Here is a 2,074-nt window from a genome sequence, read left to right as displayed (position 1 = left end):
GTCGTCGGGCAGCTCAGCGGGGGAGCGGTGACCAGCCACCTGGTGAACTGGCTGTCGCCGCTGAAGGAGCGGGTCACGATCATCACCGGTGAGCGTGGCACCTTCGTGGCCGACACCCTGACCGCTGACCTCACGTTCTACGCCAACGGTGAGATCGCCACGACGTGGGACGCGATCGCCAAGTTCCGTGGGGTGTCCGAGGGTGACGTCGTCCGGTATGCCATCGCCAAGCCCGAGCCGCTGCGGGTCGAGCACGAGAACTTCCGCGACGCGGTGCTCGGCAAGGACGCCGACATCGTCACCATGGAGCAGGGCCTGACGACCGTGCGTGTCGCCGAGGCCTGCATCGAGTCCGCCCGGATAGAGGGGGCTGTACATCTCACGTGCTAGGTGTGATGCCCAGGGAGGTTGTCCCGCCTTGCGGCGGTGAGTCGGCCTGACAGGTGAAGGCCTCCGGTTGTGGAGTGGAGCTGTCTAGTTCACCGCTCCCTCAACCTGGAGGCCTTCGTGTCCCACGCTAACGCTGCCCTGACCCCACGCACCCGTTTGCGGCTCGCTCGGCTCGTCGTCAACGACGGCTTCACCTATGCCCAGGCGGCAAAGATGTTCATGGTCTCGCCCCGCACCGCGAAGAAGTGGGCCGACCGCTATCGCCACCAAGGCCCTGCCGGGATGGCTGATCGCAGCTCACGGCCAAGGACGAGCCCGACCAAGACCCGCCCCGAGGTCGTGCGGCGGATCGTGCGGCTGCGGTGGCGCCACCGGCTGGGGCCGGTCCAGATCGCCGGCCGGCTCGGGATGCAGGCATCGACCGTGCACGCAGTCCTGGTCCGCTGCCGGATCAACCGGCTCTCCCACATCGACCGCGTCACCGGCGAGCACCTGCGCCGCTACGAGCACCCCCACCCCGGGTCGATGATCCACGTCGATGTCACCAAGTTCGGCAACATCCCCGACGGTGGCGGTCACAAGTTCCTCACCCGCCAACAGGGCCGAGCCAATGGCGTCGCCACCGCCGCACCGCACCGGCGAACGCGGGAAGTACTCCCGCCCCGCGATCGGGACCGCGTTCGTGCACACCGTCATCGACGACCACTCCCGCGTCGCCTACGCAGAGATTCACACCGACGAGAAGGCAACAACCGCGATCGGAGTTCTCCAACGGGCCGTCGCGTGGTTCGCCGACCATGGCGTCACCGTCGAACGCGTCCTGTCCGACAACGGCAGCTGCTACCGCTCCCACGCCTGGCGCGACGCATGCGCCGACCTCGCCATCACCCACAAACGGACCCGGCCCTACCGACCCCAGACCAACGGCAAGATCGAACGCTTCCACCGCACCCTGGGCGACGGCTGGGCCTACGCCCGGTTCTACACCTCAACCGAGCAACGCAACACAGCGCTACCCCACTGGCTGCACTTCTACAATCATCACCGCGTCCACTCCGCCATAGGAGCCAAGCCACCGATCACCAGACTGACCAACGTGCCTGGGCATCACAGCTAGGGCGCGGGACGGTGACCGGTGCGACTGGCGGCGGCGCGTCTGCCAAATGGTTTGTTCAAGAGATTGATCTGCCTTTGGGCGTGCCAAGGTGGCCCGTGTTACGGGGCCGCTGCGCGATTGGTCGGAGCTGTCGCTCCACGCCCGGCGTGGCCGACGTCTGGGCCATCGCCGCCAACCCGTCCCCTGACCAGCAGCCACCGGCCACACCGCCCAGTACAAACCGACGCCGTCTTCACCGACGGCACGGCCATGCTGGGTTGGCGTGACATTGGCCCGGTGGTTGCCCTGCTCGCGGTGGAGGGCAACGCCGTGCTCTTCAAGCACTTCCCCAGTGTGGACGCCTCGCCCGTGTGCGTGGAGACGGGCACCGTCGACAAGCTGGTCGAGGCGAACGTGCGCAATCGCGCCCTCAGAGGGCCGGGATGAGCCTCGAGGATGTCTCGGCGTCGCGCTGGTTTGAGATCGCCGGCTCCACGAGCGGCCCGACATCCCGGCCTTCCACGACGACGAGCACGGCACGGCCATCGTGGTTCTCACCAGCCTCATCGATGCGGCAAAGGGGTGGGG

The 2,074-nt window shown here is 67.5% G+C and carries 2 protein-coding genes and 1 pseudogene; all 3 read left to right on the top strand.

What is annotated here, in order from left to right; all coding sequences use genetic code 11:
- Positions 1–390: Gfo/Idh/MocA family oxidoreductase (locus tag AB4Z02_RS18885; RefSeq protein ID WP_441972893.1), on the top strand; the 390-nt coding region annotated here is incomplete at its 5' end.
- 117 nt (positions 391–507) lie between these two features.
- Positions 508–1,507 (top strand): annotated as a pseudogene (locus AB4Z02_RS18880) (IS481 family transposase).
- Between the two features lie 276 nt (positions 1,508–1,783).
- Positions 1,784–1,933: a hypothetical protein gene (locus AB4Z02_RS18875; RefSeq protein WP_441972892.1), complete on the top strand. Its 150-nt coding sequence runs from the start codon at positions 1,784–1,786 to the stop codon at positions 1,931–1,933.
- The last annotated feature ends 141 nt before the right edge of the window (positions 1,934–2,074 follow it).

It is taken from the genome of Pedococcus sp. 2YAF34, assembly GCF_052114585.1.
Taxonomy (GTDB): Bacteria; Actinomycetota; Actinomycetes; order Actinomycetales; family Dermatophilaceae; genus Pedococcus.
This window is presented reverse-complemented; position numbering and strand designations above follow the sequence as displayed.